The organism is Campylobacter sp. JH32 (genome assembly GCF_017846535.1).
GTDB lineage: Bacteria > Campylobacterota > Campylobacteria > Campylobacterales > Campylobacteraceae > Campylobacter_D > Campylobacter_D coli.
In genome coordinates, this window is the sequence record NZ_JAEQBS010000009.1 from 53,810 (window position 1) to 72,205 (window position 18,396).

The window sequence follows — 18,396 nt, forward strand, 5'->3', positions numbered from 1 at the left end:
AAAAAAGATTGTGTATTAACCTACATAGGTCTCAAAATCAAAAAATTCTCTCCATATGGATTGAAATGTAATTATTTGAGTAAATTTTAAACCAATAAAAACAAAAAACAAAACCAAAGACAAAACCATTGTAATTTTAATCCATTTTAAATCAAAATCGAAAATAACTTTTTGTGTTGGGATTGTAAATTTTTCTTTATTTGAAATTTCTTGCTTATCAAATTCTTTAAATTCAACCCACGCTAAAATCCAAAAAACCAAACTTGCTAGCAAAAACACCAAACCTATACCGATAATCAAAGTAAGAAGCCCTAAATAATAGGTATTAAAAGCATAAATGAAATACTTTTGCTTTGTTACTCTAGCAATTTCATAGTAAAAAGCTTTCAAAAAAGGAAAAATCAAAGCCAAAGTTGGGATATATAATATTAAAAAAAACAGTAATGGCTAAAAAGGTATTATCCCCATCAAAATAAATCCGGCTGTAACTGAGTACGAGGTTCTAAAATCACAAATAAAGAACTTGTGCTAATAAGAATACCAAAAAATCCAATCTCTGCAGCAATAAAGAGATTTTTAAATAAATTTTTAGCACCGCCATAGATTTTTAAATCATAAAGCAAGATAAAAAACAAAATCCAACTCGCAAGAGCAAATAAAAATCCAAGATAAGGAATGATACCTAAAAATCCACAAACAATACTTGCTATAGCTTTAAAGCGAATTTCTTTTATCTTTTTTTGAAGTAAAATTTCATGTAAATTTTGCATTGAAATTCCTTAAAAATTAAAAAGGATATTTTACTGAATTTTGTATAAAATACAATCATTATATATAAAATATTTTCAACTTAAGCTATTTTGAGATTATTTTAATCATAACAAAATCTCTTACGATCTTCACACTGATGCTCTTATAAAATCTTATATATCAAACTTATCAAGATGCCTTTTGAAAATATTTATAATGAAAATATGAAAAATAACTTTAATATAAGTTTATTTTTGTAACAATATTAATTAAATACTAAATATATAAAAAATAATCATGAAATTTAAATATTAATTATAGGAGAAAACATGCCAATTTTTATGATATGTTCTACACTTTTAGCGGTAATTGTCGTTGCTTATTATATACTTAAAAAATACAATCCTATTTTTGTATTTTTTCTTTCAGGTATTATCTTGCTTATTTTTGCTTTTTACATCACAGGAACACCTATACCAAAAGCCCCGAGCAGAGAACATGCAAGCTTTTTGAATGTTTTACTTGATAGCTATGCTTTTATCACAGCGACTTTTAAAAGTCAGCTTTCTGGAGTAGGACTTATTATCATGAGTGTGGCAGGTTTTGCTGCTTATATGAAACATATCAATGCTTCGGCTAAACTCGCTTTTTTAGCAAACAAACCTTTAGGAAAAATCAAAAATAAATATTTGATTTTAAGCGGAACTTTTATCGTTGGAATGGCCTTAAAAATTGTTATTTCTAGCTATGCTGGACTTCTTTTGCTTTTATTAGCATGTATTTATCCTGTTTTAATCTCACTTAAAATCCGTCCTATTACAGCTGTATGTGTGCTTTCTTTGATTGCGCTTGATTATGGTCCAAAAGATGGAAATTCAATCAATATGGCAGATATGGTAGGACAAAGCGATAATGTCGTGGGGCTTTTTTTAAATTATCAAATTTATAGCGTGATTGCTTATGTGATGGTTATTGCTATCTTAATACCTTTTTACTTTGCTTGGGTTGATAAAAGAGATAAAGAAAAAGGTGTTTTAAATGATGAAGTTGAAATTCCACCAATCATTGATCCTAAATGTCCTACTTTTTATATACTCTTTCCTTGGCTGCCTGTCGTATTTTTATTTATAGCATATTTTTTTACTATCAAGCTTGATGTTGTAACAGCAAATTTTTTAAGCATTTCTTTAGTTTTTCTTGTTGAATTTGCAAGACACAGAAATGCTAGAAAATTAGGCGAAGATATGATGGTGATTTTAAAAGCTATGGCTGAAATTTTTATCTCAGTCGTAAGCATAATCATCGCCGCTGGAGTATTTGCTGAAGGCATTAAAGCACTTGGTGGAGTTAATATCCTTGCTAACGCGGTTTCAAATCTTGGAACAGGAAATTTTGCATGGTTTGGCATACTTTTAAGCATCACTGTTTTAAGCTTTTTAGTTTATTTTGCTACAGTGATTATGGGAAGTGGGATTGCTGCTTTTAATGCTTTTGGGAAATTAGCTCCTGATATAGCTACAAAATTAGGCGTTGCCCCTATCACTTTTGTTTTACCTATAGAAATTGCATCTTGTTTAGGTCGTGCAGCTTCACCAATAGCAGGCGGAATCATAGCTTTAGCTGGATTTGCAAAAGTAGCTCCAATGGATATTATAAAACGAACCACTCCTCTTTTACTTATCGCTATGCTTGTAAATGTGCTTGTAGCCTTTTATCTAGCACAAACCAATCCTTTGCCAAAAGAACAAAACACTACAAAAATAGCAGTATCTTTAAATAATAAATATTTATTATTTTATAAAAACTATAAATTTTCTAAATTATTTTCTGCTTTTTTAGTAAAAATTTCATAAATTTTTCTATATTCTTTTTGCCAAGCTGGTTTTACTATCAATTTATCAAATCTACCTCCATAACTTCCACCTCCAAATCTATAAGCTGCAAGACTACTTGTAAAAGCCAAAGTAGGAATTTGTAAAATATCACAAAGATGTAAATTTCCAGTATCAACAGTAATTAAAAAATCTAGCTTTTGAGAAATACTTACCAAAGAAGCAATATTTTTATTATTACAGAAAACTTTCAAATTTGCATTCTGATCAATATTATACTGAATAGAATTCGTACTAAAATTTAAAAGTATAAATAAAAATTTAGGATATTTTAAAGAAAGTTGCCTTGCAAGCCCTATCCAATCTTTTATAAAAAAATTAAATCCTCTATATTCGCTATTATTTGAAAAAGCATTAATACCTATAATTTTTTCATATTTTGTATCAATTTGTTTAAAAAAATTATCACTTAATCTTGCATCATAAGGTAATAAATTTTTAATTTTAGAAAAATCAATTTGATTAAAATTTTTATCAAAATGCCTAGTATTAATCATCCTAACCAATTTTAAAACAATTTCACTCATATGTTTTTTAGCTCTAAAAAATGGTAAAGGTGTGGTTAAATTTTTAGAAATTATACTAATAAGATGAGGGAATACTATACATTTTTGAACATTTAAAAATTTTAATTTTTTAAAATATAAACCTTGTCTTCGCGTGGTAATAAAAATTACTGGATTTTTGCTTTGAATTTTTTCTAAAAAATCATCCTTATAAATCAAAACTTCATCAATAAATGGAATTTTTTCTAAAAAATCACTTTCCATTAATCCATTTGTTAATAAAAATAATTTATACTCTGGATAGAGTTGCTTTATAGCATACAAAGCTTTAAAACAAACTAATAAATCTCCAAAACCATCCGAATGAAAGACAATATTTTTCATCACTTTTCCTTATTATTTTTTTAATTTACTCTTAAAATATCTTAAAAAATAAATTCTTTTCACTCTAAAACAATACCTTCATTAATGCAAATTTCGCCGATAATAAAGGCATCTGAATTTTCTAAAACCCTACTTACATTAGAAGGATCTACAACCACTACTAAACCTACTCCCATGTTAAAGCTTCTATACATTTCGCTTTCTTCTACAGCCTGTCCTATAGTATAAAAAATTTCAGGAGTTTTAAGATGATGTTTGCGTATAGTTGCACCCATACCACGAGGTAAAACGCGTGGTAAATTTTCTACTAAACCACCCCCTGTAATATGAGCTAGAGCACTGATATAAGGCTTTAGTGTAAGAAAATCACGCACATAAATCCTTGTAGGTTCTAACAAAATATCAATTAAATTTTTACCCTCTATCTTGTCATCAAATTTTAATTTTAAACTTTCAAAAAGTACTTTTCTAGCTAAAGAATAACCATTTGAATGAAGTCCTGAACTAGGAAGTGCCAATAAAATATCACCATTTTTAACAAATTTACTTCTATCAATCTCATCTTCTTCGGCCATACCCACTGCAAAACCCGCAAGATCAAAATCATCTTTTGCATACATTCCAGGCATTTCAGCAGTTTCTCCGCCGATTAATGCACAATTTGCCATCTTACATCCCTTGGCAATGCCTGATACAACAGCCTTTGCTACTTCTACTTCGAGCTTGGCTGTAGCATAATAATCTAAGAAAAACAAAGGCGTAGCAAAATTACAAATCAAATCATTCACACACATTGCTACTAAATCTTGCCCTATGGTGTCGTATTTTTTTGCATCAATAGCCAAACGAAGTTTAGTCCCAACACCATCTGTAGCCCCCAAAATTACAGGATTTTTAAAGCCACTTGGCATTCTAAAAGCACCAGCAAAAGAACCAATTCCACCTACAACATTATCATTAAAAGTTTCTTTAACCAAAGGTTTTATAGCCTCTACAAAGGCATTGCCATTATCTATACTTACGCCTGCATCTTCATATGAAATTTTCATTTATTTTCCTTTAAGAACTAAAAAGGTATTTTAACGAAAAAAGTTTTAATAAGGCATAAGATGAAAAATGCTTTTTTTGTAACCGCTTCAATTGCTTGTGGTAAAAGCACTTTTATAGAAATAGCGAATTCTTTAGGCTTTAAAAGCATTAGCGCAGATAAAATCGCTCATAAAATTTTAGATGAAAATGCTTTAGAACTTGAAAAGATTTTTTCTCCCTTTAGCTTAAAAAATTTACTCACAAAAGAAAAGAAAATCGATAGAAAAATCCTTGGAGAAATTGTTTTTCAAAACAAAGAAGCCAAAACCATATTAGAAAATTTCACCCATCCTAAAATTCGTGCTCAAATTTTAGAACAAATGCAAATTCTAGAACAAGAAAATAAACCTTTTTTTGTAGAAATTCCTCTTTTTTTTGAAAGCGGTGCTTATGATGGTTTGGGAAAAGTGATCTTAATCTATGCTCCTAAAGAACTCAGCCTAAAAAGAATCATACAAAGAGATAATTTAAGCTTAGAAGCTGCAAAAGCGAGGCTTGATTCTCAAATAGATATTGAAGAAAAACTTAAAAAAGCAGATTTTATCATTAAAAATATTGGCTCTTATGCCGATTTTAGGCAAGAATGTGTTAAAGTAATACAAGAAATTTCTAAAGGAAAAATGTGAAGTTTTATAAATATTGCGCAAGTGGCAATGATTTTGTGATAATAAATGCAAGTGAAAAAAAAGACAGAAGTGCTTTAGCTAAAGAACTTTGCAATCGTTATGAAGGCATAGGTGCAGATGGTTTTATAGTAATTTTACCTCATAAAAAATACGATTTTGAATGGGAATTTTATAATAACGATGGCTCAACAGCTTCAATGTGCGGAAATGGCTCAAGAGCAGCAGCGCATTTTGCACACCATATAAATGGTATCAAACCCCATATGGCTTTTCTTACCGGAGCAGGAGTTATAAAAGCAAATGTTGATAATAATAGCGTAGAAGTTTCTTTAGGGAAGATAAAAAACATACAAGATGCCTTTAGTGAGTGTGAAAAAAACTGGCAACTTTGCGATACGGGGGTTCCACATTTGGTGCATTTTTGTGAAAATTTGGATGAGTTTGATCTTAAGCTTTGCAAACAAATGAGAGAAAAATATAATGCCAATGTAAATTTTGTAAAAGTTGAAAACGACAATACTTTAAGAGTTCGCACTTTTGAAAGAGGCGTAGAAGATGAAACGCAAGCATGTGGCACGGGCATGGGAGCTTGTTTTTATCTTGCATTCTTAAATAAAAAAATTCACAATCAAGCTAGAGTGATTCCAAAAAGCGGTGAAGAGCTAAGTTTTAAATTCGAAAATGAAGAATTATTTTTTAAGGGAAAAGTGAGATATTGCTTTGAAGCGAATTATAATTTTTCTTAGTTTTTATTTACTCCCTCTTTTTGGCAATAGCGAGCTTAAAAATGGCTTTGGAGAGGAGTATTATAAACTCAATGTAGAGCAAAAAAGACAAATATTTTTCACCAAAATGAATGCAATGTTTGATAAAAGCTTTGAAGAAATAGCCAAAGAAAGGGCTTTTGTAGAAGCTTTTTTTTACGATGCGTATAAAAATGGACTTAGAAATTCAAACCAAAACAATCTAGAAAAATTAATCAATCTTAAAAACAAATACCGCGTTGAAAATCTTTATGATTTTACAGAATACAAAAAACGCATTCAAAAAATTCCAAAATCCATGGGTATAGCCCAAGCTTTGGTCGAAAGTGCTATGGGAACAAGCCGTTTTGCAAGAGAGGCAAATAATCTTTTCGGAGAATGGACCTGGGGAGAAAAGGGCTTAATCCCTGATCTAAGATATCCTGATAAAAAACATAAAATTAGAATTTTTGATAGCTTGCAAGATAGTGTGGATTCTTATGTGCTGAATTTAAATCGGCACTTTGCTTATGAGGAATTTCGCAACGAAAGAGCTAAATTCGAAAGCGAAGGCAAAGAAATCACAGGACTAGAGGCTATCAAAACTTTGGATTCTTACTCCGAACGCAAGGGCTATTATATCAATATTGTTACTAAAATCATCCAACGATACGATCTTGAACGATACGATACTCCAAAATCTTTCTAGTCTTAGCTAAAAGCCGAGTGAAAATTTATCAAAAGGCAAAACTTCAAATTTCACCCCTTGCTCAAAAAAGCTATCTTCGCTCGAAAGAGTGATGAAAACCACATGAAAAATCCCAAGCTCCAAACCCTTAGAAAGGATTTTCTTAGCGCGCAATTTGATCAAGTCTATATCTAGCGTCGGACTGGAAATATATGCGATTTTTGAAACCTTACTATAAAATGTAAAAAATTTATTATAAAAAAATTCTTGTTTAAATTTAAAAAGCTCATTTAAAATAAGATTTTCAAACAAATGAGCAAAATCTTTTTGTATGCATAGATTGTTTCTTAAGCCAAAATCCCTAAAATAAATTTTTTGAAGCTTTTTTTCATCGTGGCTTATAGGATGGATGATATAGGTATTTTCAAGCTCTTTTATGGTGTGATAAACGCTATCTTTAGATGTTTTTAGCTTTTTTTTAAGCTCTAAAAAAAGCTTGGAAATACTGATCTGCTGTCCTAAATTTAAAGCTAAGTATTTTAAAATTTCAAGTTCTAGAGTGTTAAAATTTTGTCTTAAAAGTATATTTTTTTCACCTAATTTACTACGCCCACTTTGTAAAAAAAGTCCCACTAGATTGTTTATCGGTAAGTTTTTTCTACTGATACTTACAAATTCTTCAAAGTCAAAATAATCAAGCTCAAGCTCTTGAAATCCTTCGATATGCAAATCTTTTTTATCTGTACTTATGATGATAGGAATTTTAATATCTTGCAAATTTAAGGCAAATTCGACATTATATATGCAAAGGAATTTTATTTGGGCATTTTTTTCTAAAAAATTTGGAAGATGTTCTAAACTTTGGTTTTCAAAACGAGTATCATGCAAATTTAAAAACAAAATTTCATTGGGTTTAAATTGGGACAAATAATTAAAAATCAAGGTTTTTTTACCACTAAATTTTGGCCCTTTGATGATAATATTACAAAGAGGAATTTGCACCTTTCTTTCATAACTTATTTCAAATTTGGGATGATTTTCATAAAAAAAATTCAATACCTTCAAATCTTATCCTTTTAAAAAGGAAAATTATAACATATTTAAAACCTTATGCAATATCTTGGGACAAAGCCTGGGATGGTGAAATTTATTTCCGATATTTAACCAAATTGGATATCCTATTTTAGAATGTAAATTTTGAACAAAATTAAATTTATACCATGTATTTTTTTTAAAATCATCACAAGTATGAAAATGATAAGAAATTTTTTGAATATAAGCTTTATTTTTAACATCCTTTAGTATTTTTTTAGCAATACCTGGGGCTTGAAAAGTGTAAAGATTTTGAACTTCTGAGGCAAAATCCAAAACAAAAAGCTGTGCTAAATGTCCACCTAAAGAGTGTCCCACTAAAGTAATTTTATCAAAGCAAAATTCTTTTTTTATTAGCGTATAAAATTTTAACAAAGAATCAAATTGTTTTTTAGGAATTTTTCCATTTAGAAGTATAAAATCACTGATCAAATCTCCAATATCAAATTTTAAAGGTCTTAAATCACTTCCTGCGATAGCTAAAATAAATTCTTGATTTTCCTTGTTTTGAAATAAGCTTGCCCTAAATCCACCCTTTGAATCAAGACATTCTTCATTAATGTGAGCAAGTAAATCAAATCTCTTGATAAAATTAAATGCCATCAAAGGTTCAAATTTTCCTATTGTAACGCATTCTTTTTGAAAAATATTATGGGTTAAAACCTTAAACAATGTTTTTCTATCTATATTTAAAAAAATATTTGTTGTATTTAAATTAAGATAAGCAGCATGAGAAAGCAAGGCGTAATGATATAAATGCATTAGAGCATTTTTATTTTGTTTAAAATCAAAATATAAGTTTTTCCTTAAATCTAACTCTTGGGAATTTAAGTTTTTTTTATAGGAAAGTTCTAAAAATTTGTCTAAATCATAAAGGGGCAAAAAGCCCCTTGAAATTACATTTGGCAAGTATTTTGCAAAGCTGAAGAAAGCATCCAAAGGCTTTTTTCGTATTTTGCTATATTTTCTTGAGCAAAAGCAGCTGTAGTAGTATCGCTAGCTTTTTCAGCTTCTTCATTTAATTTTTTAAATTCTGCCAAAAGGTATTCGTAATCTTTTTTGATCAACTCCATCACTTCAACTGGAGTGAAACAATCTTTTTCTACTTTTGGGCTTTTTGCATTTTCCATTAAAGTTTTTTGGCAAGTGATAGCTTTTTCACCAAGTTGTAAAGCTCTTTCTGCACAATCATCAAAAAGTTCTGCCATTTCTTCATAAGCTTTTTCTGTATATTCGTGGATTGAATAAAACTGTAAACCCTTAACATTCCAATGATAATTGTGAAATTTAACCCATAAATGATGAGCATCTGCTTGCATTTGTAATAATTGTTTTGTTACTGACATGTTAACTCCTTTTTTTAATTTTTAAAATTATAACATAAAATCCTTAAATAATAATTATTATTATTTAAAAATTTTTATTATTAATTTTACTTATTTCTATTATACTCTTTTTATTTAAAATTTACTATGATTTTAAAATATTTTTTAAAATCAACTTCCCAACCTCAACCCCAGGCTGATCATAAGTATTAATTCCTAGCATTACCCCACAAGCCGAAGTAAAAAGCTCATAATAATACATCAAATATCCCGCATGCCATGCATCTAATTTTTCAAGCTCTATTATATCGACACTTAAATTTTCAGCAATTAAAGCATGCATTGTCGCGTCACATTGAGCATTTAAAAGATCGTGTAAATTGACTTTATTGCTCAAATCATCTAAAAATTTAAAATGGATATCGGGTATAACCGGAGCCTTTTGACTATCTTTGATTTTTAAAAAAGTAATAGTTTTGTTTTTTGGCCCATCCATAATGAGTTGTAAAAAGCTGTGCTGATCCCTTGCTCCTATAAGAGCGATAGGAGTTAAACCTATGCGTTTGTAGCCTTGTTTTTTACCCAAACTTTCAGCAATAAGCTGGATATACCATTCATTAAAACCCTTAAAAGCATCGCTGTAAGAAAAAAGTACATTGATATTTGCACTTTTGTGAGTACAATAATGATAAGCTTTTTGCAAAATTTCATCTTTTTTATGTATAAAAAAATCTTCAAAGCATGCCTTAGCTCCTTCTAAAAGAGCTTTAGCATTATAACCACAAAAACAAAGTGGCACTATACCCACAGCTGAAAGTATGCTAAAACGCCCTCCTACATTTGCAGGGATAAAAAAGCATTTGATGCCTAAATTCTCACCCTCTTTATGCAGTTTAGAATCTTTATCTGTGATAAAAATAAAGTATTTTTTTAATTCTTGCATATCGAGTTTAAAATGTTCTATAAGAAGCTTAAAAAGCGATACTACTTCTATAGTGCTACCTGTTTTACTGATGATTAAAAACAAACTTTCTTCAAGCTTGATTTTCTCTAAAGCCCTGCTAAAGGAGTGCGAACTGGTATTATCAAGTATAAAAAGTTCTCTTTGATTACTTTTTTCATCAAAAAGCATATCACGCAAAGCTTTAACACCGCAACTTGAACCACCCATACCCACTAAAACGATATTTTTTACATGCTCTTTATCTTGAATGAAATTTAAGCTTTCGTCTATTAAGGTTAAACTTGTATCGATAAGATGATAATACCCTATATCCCCACTTTCTACTTCATCATTGATACGATTTGCATAAGAACTTATAGTGCGAATTTCACTTTCTTTAAAAAAAAGAGTATTATTTAGCATTTACTTTTCTCATAAAAATAATTTGTAGCCTCTACAAAGCCCTCTACACTTCCGCAATCAAAGCGTTTTCCCTTAAATTTGTAAGCTAAAACCATACCATTAGTCGCTTGGGTTAAAAGTGCATCTGTGAGTTGAATTTCTCCATTTTTTCCTGCTTTAGTATTTTCTAAAATTCCAAAAATATCAGGAGTTAAAATATATCTTCCTATGATAGCAAGATTGCTTGGAGCTTCTTGAGGAGATGGTTTTTCTATCATTGAATTTACCATGATCAAATCCTCTTCTACGAAATTTCCTGCAATCACTCCATAACTTGATACTTGCTCTTTTGGAACTTCCATAACAGCTATGATGGTGCAACGATATTTTTCATAAATTTTAACCATTTGTGCCATCACATTAACACCCTCTTCATTGATACACAAATCATCAGCCAAAATCACACCAAAAGCCTCATCGCCTGCTAAAGGCCTACCCTTTAATACCGCATCGCCGAGCCCGCGCATTTCATTTTGTCTTGTAAAGGTAAAAGTACAACGATGAATTAAAGAGCGGATATCTTTTAACAAATACTCTTTATTTGTACCCGAAATTTGATGCTCAAGCTCATAAGAAATATCAAAATAATCCTCCAAAGCTCTTTTTCCACGACCTGTAACAAAACCCATATTATCCATACCTGCTTCTAAAGCCTCATCTACTCCATAATGAATCAAAGGTTTGGTAAGTATAGGCAACATCTCTTTAGGTAAAGCTTTGGTTGCGGGTAGAAACCTAGTCCCATATCCTGCTGCAGGAAAAATACAAGTTTGAAGCATCATTATCCTTTATTTGTTTTTGGTATTATAACCAAAAACTACAATTTTTAAATAAATCAAAACTAAGTTTAACATGTATTTAAAAATAAGGCAAAGAATTTTTTGCCTTATTAAATTCCTGTCTTAGCTGCATCGATAATACTTTGAACCACTCCTGAATCCTCAAGAGTTGAAATATCTTGTTTTAATTCCTCGCCCCTTGCTATGGTTCTTAAAATTCTTCTCATGATCTTACCACTTCTTGTTTTAGGCAAGCCTGTAGTATAAAGAATTTTTTCGATCTTAGCTATAGGTCCAATCTCTGCTCTTAAAATATCATTTAATTCTTTTAAGGTTTCTATAGCCCCTCCTAAATCACAACTTGAAGTTGGATTTAAAACCACAAAAGCAAATAAAGACTCACCCTTAATCGCATCAAGCACACTTACAATTGCTGATTCTGCTACGCTTGGATGTTTAGCGATGGCACTTTCTATTTCAGCTGTTCCTATACGGTGCCCTGCAACATTAACCACATCATCAGTTCTTCCCGTGATAGTAATATAGCCATTATCATCATAAAAAGCCCCATCCCCGCTAAAATAAACTGGCTTTCCTTCTTTTTTGGCTTGTGAAAAATAACTTTCTATATAGCGGTTTTCATCTCCCCAAATTCCACGAATCATCGAAGGCCAAGGCTTGGTAATACAAAGCAAGCCATCTTCAGCCACATCTTTTACATTACCCTCTTCATCAATAACTTCTGCAAAAATTCCTGGTAAAGGCAAGGTAGCACAACCTGGTTTTAAAGGAGTAGCTCCAGGTAAAGGTGTTATCATATGCCCTCCTGTTTCAGTTTGCCACCAAGTATCAACGATGGAGCATTTTGAATTTCCTATATTTTCATAAAACCACTGCCAAGCGCTAGGATTGATGGGTTCTCCAACAGTTCCAAGCACTTCAAGAGTGTTTAAATCATATTTTTTAGGCTCATCAGGAGCATCTGCATGAAGCATTCTTATAGCAGTAGGCGAAGTATAAAATTTGCTCACTTGATACTCTTCTATCATTCTCCACCAACGCCCTGAATTTGGATAAGTAGGCGTTCCTTCATGCATAATAGTAGTTGCTCCACATGCTAAAGGGCCATAAACAACATAAGTATGTCCTGTGATCCAACCCACATCTGCACTACACCAATAATTATCATAATCTTTTATATCAAATACCCATTCCATAGTCATTTGCGCCCAAAGTATATAACCTGCACTTGCATGCATTACTCCTTTTGGCTTGCCCGTAGAACCTGAAGTATAAAGTAAAAATAACAAATCTTCACTATCCATAATTTCAGGTTCGCATTTATAAGATTCATTTTTTACTAACTCATTATAGATATAATCCCTTCCTTTGACATATTCTATAGGTTCGTTATTGCGTATAACTATAAGCACTTTTTCTACACTTTCACAACCCTCACTCAAAGCCTTATCAACAGCAGGTTTTAACATATAAGGCTTGCCACGACGAAAAGCTCCATCGGCTGTTACTACAAGTTTGGCTCCTGCATCTATGATTCTATCTCTTAAAGCTTCAGGCGAAAAGCCTCCAAATACCACACTATGAATAGCTCCAATTCTTGCACAAGCTAACATAACAATAGCCGTTTCTGGAATCATAGGCATATAAATTATAACCCTATCGCCTTTTTTTACACCAAAGCGTTTAAGTAAGTTTGCCGCCTTGCAAACTTCATGCAATAATCTACGATAAGTATAAACCTCATAATCACCCATTTCCCCTTCAAAAACAATAGCAGCTTTATTGCGTCTTGTTTTCATATGGCGATCTAAGCACTGATAACTTACATTTAAAGTCCCACCCTCAAACCATTTATAAAATGGGGCTTTATCATCATTTAAAACACGAGAAAAAGGCGAAAACCAATCAATTTTTTCAAGAGCTTGTCTTTTCCAAAAACCTTCAAAATCTTCCCTTACCTCATCGCATAAGTCATAATATTCGCATAAATTTTTTATTCTTGCGTTGCGAGAAAGTTGTTTGTTAGGTTTAAAAAGTCCTTGAGTATTTTGATAACGCATAAATCCTCCTTCTTTAAGTTATTTATAAACATTATATAAGACTTTTTTTGTGTTTTATACAAATTTAAAAATAATTAATGAAGAAAATTACAAAAATGTGAATATTTGTAATAAATTAAAGAAAATATTTCTAAATTATGTTAATTTAAGAAACAAATAGCCTCTTCATTAAAAACTAAGCAAAGTTCTTGATACAAGCTTAGTTTTTCTTGTTTAAATCGCTCTGATTCTAAGGCAAATTCTAAAATTTTACCTCCACACTCCACTCTGATAAAAACAAATTCTTTTCTTGTTCTAAGTGCTATGATGATACATTTTTGAAGTATAAAATCAAATGTTTGTTTGGAAAAATCGTCAGGATATAAAAAAGAAATTTTATAAGGATCGATAGCTATTTTGTTTGAAATTTCATCTTTGCAAATATAGTTTTTACACATACTAAAATCTATAAAATTACTAAAATTCACACCTTTGTTTTCGAGTTCAAAAATATTTGTATTTTCAAATTCTAAAATCTCTCCTGCATGCAAATAATATTTTTTTTGCGCCAAAGAGTCTAAGAAATTTTTATCATGACTAGCGATTAAAAAACCACTTTTGTATGTTTTTTGCATATATAAAATAGCTTTTTTAAACAATATCATCGTATCTTTATCCAAAAAAGCACTTGGCTCATCAAGTAAATAATACTTCGCTCTAACACTTAAAGCTAAAGCAAATGCTATTTTTTGCCCTTGTCCAGATGAAAGCTCGCTAGGATATTTTTTTAACAAACTTCTATCAATTTCAAGTAAATTTAAAACCTCATTAAGGCGTTTTTTAATCTCTTTGCTGTCTAATTTATAAGTTTTTAACAAAAAATAAAAATTTTTTTCTACACTGCGATTTAAAAAGACAGGCTCGGGAAATAGTAAGTAAATTTGGCGTTTTTCATCTAAATTTAAATGCTTATTGCCAAAATAAGTGATATTATCAAATTCTCCTTCAAGAAATTTGAGTATTCTTAAAAGTGTAGATTTTCCACTTCCATTTGAACCCATTAAAATACTGATTTTATCAGTATCTAAACATAAGTGTTTGATATTTAAAATATTTTTTTGTCCATAATTAAATTTAAAATTACAAAGTTCTATCATTTAATATCTTTTGAGTTTGTGTATAATAAAATTTAAAATAAAAGCGATGAAAATCAAAACTAAAGCAAGAGCAATACCGCTAGCAAATTCACCTTTGTTGGTTTCAAGGGAAATGGCTGTGGTAATAGTTCTAGTATCGTATTTGATATTTCCACCCACTATCATCGCTACTCCTACTTCAGCAACTATCCTGCCATAAGCTAAAGCCACAACGCTTACTAGAGCAAAACGCAACTCATAAATGATAGTCATCACAAGCTTTAAAGGGCTTAAATGTAAAGATTTGATGAGTAAAAAATGCTTTTTATTCATATTTTCTATCAAATTAGAAAAAAGTGCGATAACAATAGGAAGAGCTAAAACAAACTGCCCTAAAATCAATGCTTTTACAGTAAAAAGCAAGCCTAAATCCCCCAAAGGCCCTCTGCTTGAAATCAAAGCATAAAGTATAAGCCCAACCGCAACCGTAGGAAAAGAAAGACTGGTATCAACTATAAGTTTTATAAAACGCTTCAATTTAAATTCAAAAAAACCTAAAGCAAAGCCCAAAGGAAAACCTACAATCAAAGATAAAACGATAGAAATGCTGGAGCTAAAAAGTGTTGTTTTGATTGCAGAAATAACGCTTTCATCAGCGTTAAAAAGCAAAAATAGAGCTTGAGTAAAGCCTTCTAAGATATAATCCAAAAAGTTTCCTTATTTTAAATAAGTAATTTTAGCATAATTATGTTACAATATTTTTTAAGTAAAATTTTAATTAGGAGACAAAATGAAAAAAATCATTTCTTTAGCTCTTGCCTTAGCCTTAAGTGCAAGCGCAGCAGAACTTAGAATGGCAACTACAACAAGCACCGATAACACAGGACTTTTAGATGCTTTAAAACCGCTCTATGAAAAAGAAAGTGGCAATACCTTAAAATGGGTCGCTGTAGGAACGGGTGCGGCTTTAAAAATGGGTGAAGATTGCAATGCTGATGTGCTTTTTGTGCATTCTCCAAAAGCAGAAAAAGACTTTGTGAGCAAAGGTTTTGGCGTAGATAGAACGCCTGTAATGTATAATGATTTTATCATTATCGCAGATAAATCTTTAGCTCCTAAATTTAAAGATAAAACTTTAAAAGAAAGCCTAGAACTTATCAAAAATGAAAAACTTACTTTCATTTCAAGAGGCGATAAATCAGGCACTGATAACAAAGAAAAAGCTCTTTGGAAAGATCTTGGTGGTGTACCCGAAAAAGAAAGCTGGTATCAACAAAGCGGACAAGGAATGTTAGCAAGCATTAAAATCGCTGAAGAAAAAAAAGGTGTGATTTTAACCGATCGTGGTACTTATATCAAATATGAAGCCAATGAAAAAGGCAAACCAAACTTAGTTATTGTAAATGAAGGCGATGATAGTCTTAAAAATTTTTATTCTGTTATAGCGACAAATCCTAAGCATTGTAAAAATGTAAATTATACAGAAGCTAGTAAATTTATCAAATGGGTAACAAGTGATAAGACTTTGAATGTTATCAGTGAGTTTAAACTTCTTAACAAACCTTTATTTATAGTGGATGCAAAAACAAGAAAAGATTAAATTCAAGCAAGGAATTTCCTTGCTTAAAAACTCATTTTATCTTTTTCATTTTAAATACAACAATGATAAAAAAAGAGGATAAAAAATATATCAGCATAAAAATTATTCCCACACCGCTTAGAGCTGATATTTTTATATTTTGTATATGTCTTTGAGTATTTTCTTGCATTGTTTTGATTTCTTAAAATATTTTTATAGTTAAATTATAACATATTTATTAATTTCATATTTATTACAATTTGTAATAAATTTTATATTTTTTATAAAATTTACATTTTTTAAAAAAATATCATTCTTAGTCTGGTTAAAAAAAAGATACAATAAAAGTTAAGATTATATTAAACAAATAAGGTAAAAAATGTTTAAAGTAGATTTAAATAGTGATCTAGGAGAAAGCTTTGGCGTCTATAAAATGGGTATGGATGAAGAAATTTTAAAATTTGTTAGCTCTGCAAATGTCGCTTGTGGCTTTCATGCGGGTGATCCTTGCGTGATGGATGAAACCTTAAATTTAGCCAAGCAAAATGGTGTTTGCATAGGAGCACATCCATCTTATCCTGATCTTTTGGGTTTTGGAAGACGCAATATGCAAATAAGCTTTGAAGAGGCTAAAAACTATGCCTTGTATCAACTAGGAGCTTTATTTGGCTTTGCTAAGGCAAAAGGTATGAAAATACAGCATTGTAAAGCCCATGGGGCGCTTTATAATATGGCAGCTATTGATGAAAATTTAGCCTTAGCACTTTGTGAGGCAGTGGCGAGTTTTGATGAAAATATTATTTTTCTAGGGCTTAGTAATTCTGCTATGAATGAAGCAGCTAAGAAAAAGGGTTTAAGATATGCTAATGAAGTTTTTGCGGATCGTGCCTATAATGATGATGGCACTTTAGTTTCAAGAAAATTAGAAGGGGCGTTAATACACGATGAAAATTTAGCTATCAAACGCGTGATAAAAATGATAAAAGAAAGCAAAGTGACAAGCATAAATGGCAAAGAAGTGGATTTAAAAGCTGATAGTATTTGCGTGCATGGAGATGGTATAAAAGCATTAGAATTTGTTAAAAAAATCAAAGAAAATTTAACAAAAGAACAAATTCAAATAAAAGCCTTAAATGATTTTATAAATTAAAAACTATAAGAAAGGATAAAAATGATAAACAAAACCGCTCTTTTGGGCGCTGCTTTTTTGATGGCAACCTCTGCTATTGGCCCTGGATTTTTAACCCAAACAGCAACATTTACAGGAAGCTTATTGGCTAGTTTTGGTTTTGTAATACTTGTTTCTATTATTTTGGATATAGGAGCACAGCTTAATATTTGGCGCATTATAGGGATAAGTGGAAAAAGAGGAACTGAAGTAGCCAATATGGTTTTACCCAATTTGGGCTATTTTGTAGCTTTTTTAATTGCACTAGGTGGCTTTTTCTTCAATATAGGAAACATAGCAGGAGCTGGGCTTGGATTAAATATAGTATTAGGTATTAGCGTAGAAAATGCAGCAGTTATTAGCGCTATTATCGCTATTGGTATTTTTATCTTTAAAAAAGCTGGGGAATTGATGGATAAATTCATCGTTTTAGCAGGTTTTGTGATGATTGTACTTACTGCTTATGTAGCCTTTGCTTCAAAACCTCCCATTGGCGAAGCTCTTTTTAGAACCTTTATACCTACACAAATTGATGTTATTTCTATAGTAACCTTAGTAGGCGGAACAGTGGGTGGATATATAGTATTTTCAGGCGCGCACAGACTTATAGATGCAAAGCTTTATGGAAAAGAAAATTTAAACTATATTAATAAAGCTGCAGTAAGCGGAATCATCATCACAGGAATCATGCGTGTGATTTTGTTTTTAGCAGTTTTAGGAGTAGTTAGTTCTGGTTTTATACTGGATAAAGAAAATCCTGCTGGTTCAGTATTTCATCATGCTTTAGGGGATTTGGGCTTAAAAATCTTTGGCGTAGTACTATTTTTAGCTGCTATTTCATCAGTTATCGGGGCTGCTTACACTTCTGTATCTTTTATAAGATCCTTTCACCCTTGGATTGAAAAATATAACCGCTTTGTGGTAATTTTTTTCATTATTGTTTCAACTTTAGTTTTTTATATACTTGGAAAATCTCCTGCAAGTATATTAATCATCGTTGGGACGATCAATGGTTGGATTTTGCCTGTTACCCTATTTATAATGATAATTGCAGCGCATAAAAAAAGCGTAGTTGGAGACTATAAACATCCTAAATGGATGAGTGCTTTTGGGCTTTTGATCGTGGCTTTGATGTCTTATTTATCTGTACTTTCTATGATAAAGTTAATGTAAA

At 30.9% G+C, this 18,396-nt stretch carries 19 protein-coding genes; 7 read left to right on the forward strand and 12 right to left on the reverse strand.

All coding sequences use genetic code 11. The features are described from left to right. Positions 1 to 15: 15 nt before the first annotated feature. A complete protein-coding gene (locus tag KAR67_RS07505) occupies positions 16 to 411 on the reverse strand; it encodes a hypothetical protein (protein ID WP_051353860.1) in 396 nt (131 codons plus the stop codon). A gap of 56 nt (positions 412 to 467) precedes the next feature. Next, complete coding sequence (locus KAR67_RS07510; protein WP_041161619.1) at positions 468 to 770, reverse strand: hypothetical protein; 303 nt, start codon at positions 768 to 770, stop codon at positions 468 to 470. Between the two features lie 309 nt (positions 771 to 1,079). Here KAR67_RS07510 and dcuC point away from each other — a divergent pair, with 309 nt between their 5' ends. Beyond that, entirely contained in the window at positions 1,080 to 2,603 is a 1,524-nt protein-coding gene (gene dcuC, locus KAR67_RS07515) for a C4-dicarboxylate transporter DcuC (protein ID WP_002831351.1), read from the forward strand. Here the strand turns inward: dcuC and KAR67_RS07520 are convergent. Beyond that, positions 2,555 to 3,532 carry a hypothetical protein gene (locus KAR67_RS07520; RefSeq protein WP_002779495.1) on the reverse strand — a complete coding sequence of 326 codons (978 nt, stop codon included), beginning with the start codon at positions 3,530 to 3,532 and terminating at the stop codon, positions 2,555 to 2,557. The genes dcuC and KAR67_RS07520 overlap by 49 nt on opposite strands. Before the next feature lie 59 nt (positions 3,533 to 3,591). Continuing rightward, positions 3,592 to 4,581 carry a phosphoribosylformylglycinamidine cyclo-ligase gene (purM, locus tag KAR67_RS07525; RefSeq protein ID WP_023362212.1) on the reverse strand — a complete coding sequence of 330 codons (990 nt, stop codon included), beginning with the start codon at positions 4,579 to 4,581 and terminating at the stop codon, positions 3,592 to 3,594. Positions 4,582 to 4,641: 60 nt separating this feature from the next. Here purM and coaE point away from each other — a divergent pair, with 60 nt between their 5' ends. The 3 genes from coaE to KAR67_RS07540 are packed head-to-tail and all read left to right on the forward strand — an operon-like array spanning position 4,642 to position 6,699. Continuing rightward, on the forward strand, positions 4,642 to 5,247 hold the full coding sequence (gene coaE / locus KAR67_RS07530; protein ID WP_023362214.1) for a dephospho-CoA kinase: 606 nt from the start codon (positions 4,642 to 4,644) through the stop codon (positions 5,245 to 5,247). After that, a complete protein-coding gene (dapF, locus tag KAR67_RS07535; RefSeq protein WP_002792038.1) occupies positions 5,244 to 5,993 on the forward strand; it encodes a diaminopimelate epimerase in 750 nt (249 codons plus the stop codon). The genes coaE and dapF overlap by 4 nt, the downstream gene beginning before the upstream one ends. Continuing rightward, a complete protein-coding gene (locus KAR67_RS07540; RefSeq protein ID WP_002790275.1) occupies positions 5,968 to 6,699 on the forward strand; it encodes a glucosaminidase domain-containing protein in 732 nt (243 codons plus the stop codon). Before dapF ends, KAR67_RS07540 begins: the two co-directional genes overlap by 26 nt. A gap of 6 nt (positions 6,700 to 6,705) precedes the next feature. Here KAR67_RS07540 and KAR67_RS07545 read toward each other — a convergent pair whose 3' ends face one another. The 8 genes from KAR67_RS07545 to tupB all read right to left on the reverse strand — a co-directional run bounded on the left by KAR67_RS07545 (position 6,706) and on the right by tupB (position 15,183). Next, complete coding sequence (locus KAR67_RS07545) at positions 6,706 to 7,743, reverse strand: ATP-binding protein (protein WP_002787679.1); 1,038 nt, start codon at positions 7,741 to 7,743, stop codon at positions 6,706 to 6,708. 24 nt (positions 7,744 to 7,767) lie between these two features. After that, positions 7,768 to 8,652, reverse strand: coding sequence for a lipase family protein (locus tag KAR67_RS07550; protein ID WP_223375542.1), 885 nt, complete (start codon positions 8,650 to 8,652; stop codon positions 7,768 to 7,770). A 14-nt stretch (positions 8,653 to 8,666) separates the two neighbouring features. Continuing rightward, a complete protein-coding gene (locus KAR67_RS07555; protein WP_002843283.1) occupies positions 8,667 to 9,116 on the reverse strand; it encodes a Dps family protein in 450 nt (149 codons plus the stop codon). Between the two features lie 124 nt (positions 9,117 to 9,240). After that, the gene (locus KAR67_RS07560) at positions 9,241 to 10,461 is read right to left on the reverse strand and encodes a glucose-6-phosphate isomerase (protein WP_004284364.1); all 1,221 of its coding nucleotides are present in this window, start codon (positions 10,459 to 10,461) and stop codon (positions 9,241 to 9,243) included. Then, positions 10,455 to 11,279 (reverse strand): UTP--glucose-1-phosphate uridylyltransferase GalU, encoded by an 825-nt coding sequence (galU, locus tag KAR67_RS07565; RefSeq protein WP_002779506.1) that lies wholly within the window; start codon positions 11,277 to 11,279, stop codon positions 10,455 to 10,457. Before galU ends, KAR67_RS07560 begins: the two co-directional genes overlap by 7 nt. A gap of 110 nt (positions 11,280 to 11,389) precedes the next feature. Further along, positions 11,390 to 13,360 carry an acetate--CoA ligase gene (gene acs / locus KAR67_RS07570; protein WP_002831358.1) on the reverse strand — a complete coding sequence of 657 codons (1,971 nt, stop codon included), beginning with the start codon at positions 13,358 to 13,360 and terminating at the stop codon, positions 11,390 to 11,392. A gap of 140 nt (positions 13,361 to 13,500) precedes the next feature. Beyond that, the gene (tupC, locus tag KAR67_RS07575; protein WP_052780336.1) at positions 13,501 to 14,496 is read right to left on the reverse strand and encodes a tungstate ABC transporter ATP-binding protein TupC; all 996 of its coding nucleotides are present in this window, start codon (positions 14,494 to 14,496) and stop codon (positions 13,501 to 13,503) included. Beyond that, positions 14,497 to 15,183 carry a tungstate ABC transporter permease TupB gene (gene tupB / locus KAR67_RS07580; protein WP_002779509.1) on the reverse strand — a complete coding sequence of 229 codons (687 nt, stop codon included), beginning with the start codon at positions 15,181 to 15,183 and terminating at the stop codon, positions 14,497 to 14,499. It abuts the gene before it with no gap. A gap of 82 nt (positions 15,184 to 15,265) precedes the next feature. Between tupB and tupA the strand changes: the two genes are divergently transcribed. The 3 genes from tupA to KAR67_RS07595 all read left to right on the forward strand — a co-directional run bounded on the left by tupA (position 15,266) and on the right by KAR67_RS07595 (position 18,395). Continuing rightward, the gene (gene tupA, locus KAR67_RS07585) at positions 15,266 to 16,075 is read left to right on the forward strand and encodes a tungstate ABC transporter substrate-binding protein TupA (RefSeq protein WP_162284612.1); all 810 of its coding nucleotides are present in this window, start codon (positions 15,266 to 15,268) and stop codon (positions 16,073 to 16,075) included. Positions 16,076 to 16,433: 358 nt separating this feature from the next. Further along, the gene (locus KAR67_RS07590) at positions 16,434 to 17,204 is read left to right on the forward strand and encodes a LamB/YcsF family protein (protein WP_162284611.1); all 771 of its coding nucleotides are present in this window, start codon (positions 16,434 to 16,436) and stop codon (positions 17,202 to 17,204) included. Between the two features lie 21 nt (positions 17,205 to 17,225). Next, positions 17,226 to 18,395 (forward strand): NRAMP family divalent metal transporter, encoded by a 1,170-nt coding sequence (locus KAR67_RS07595; protein WP_002781022.1) that lies wholly within the window; start codon positions 17,226 to 17,228, stop codon positions 18,393 to 18,395. Position 18,396 lies beyond the last annotated feature (1 nt).